Raw genomic sequence first — 257 nt, forward strand, 5'->3', positions numbered from 1 at the left:
ATTGGCGGTTTGAATGCCGGGGGCGGCGAGCTCACCGTCTTCGAGAAAAACCTCAGCGACGGCAGCAACCCGGATGCCACGGCGCTGACCCAGAGCGGCACCTTCACCGTGACTGCCCTCGACGGTGTAACCACCCTGACCGTGGGCGGTATCGCCGTGGTCACCGCTGGTGTGGCGGCGGGCTTCCCGCAATCGATCACCACACCGCTGGGCAGCACCCTGACGATCACCGGATTCAACGCGGCGACCGGCGTGGT

The 257-nt window shown here is 66.5% G+C and carries 1 protein-coding gene; it reads left to right on the top strand.

Annotation, left to right across the window (positions count from 1 at the left end; translation table 11 throughout):
• Positions 1-257, top strand: a 257-nt coding sequence (locus tag ACM6G4_RS25965) for a hypothetical protein (protein WP_414914891.1), incomplete at both ends; no start/stop codon positions are given.

The organism is Pseudomonas sp. IT-P258, assembly GCF_949767825.1.
In the GTDB taxonomy this organism is placed as follows: domain Bacteria; phylum Pseudomonadota; class Gammaproteobacteria; order Pseudomonadales; family Pseudomonadaceae; genus Aquipseudomonas; species Aquipseudomonas monachiensis.